This window comes from Rhizobium ecuadorense, from assembly GCF_001187535.1.
Lineage (GTDB): Bacteria > Pseudomonadota > Alphaproteobacteria > Rhizobiales > Rhizobiaceae > Rhizobium > Rhizobium ecuadorense.
Window position 1 is genome coordinate 1 of sequence record NZ_LFIO01001593.1, and the last position, 223, is coordinate 223.

The following is a 223-nucleotide window of genomic DNA, read 5'->3' on the forward strand; positions in this document are numbered from 1 at the left end:
CCCTGGGAGAGGGCCGATATCTTCCCGGTAGCGCACGCTCGTTCCGAGCAACTCTCGCCGAATGATCGTGTTGGGACCCCAGACTTTCGTCGGGTCACAAGGTCCGCTTTGCGTTTCATCAACGATCGCGAAAGTCGAGCCCATTGGAATCCAATCGATAAAGCGGCCCTTCGGCTCCTTTTCCCAATCGGGGACGATTCTGCCGCCGAACACGCCATAGCCC

Annotated in this window: 1 pseudogene; it reads right to left on the reverse strand. The window is 58.7% G+C overall.

Annotation, left to right across the window (positions count from 1 at the left end):
* Window positions 1–223, reverse strand: a pseudogene (locus tag AF337_RS32690) (glycosyltransferase); the annotation flags it as partial.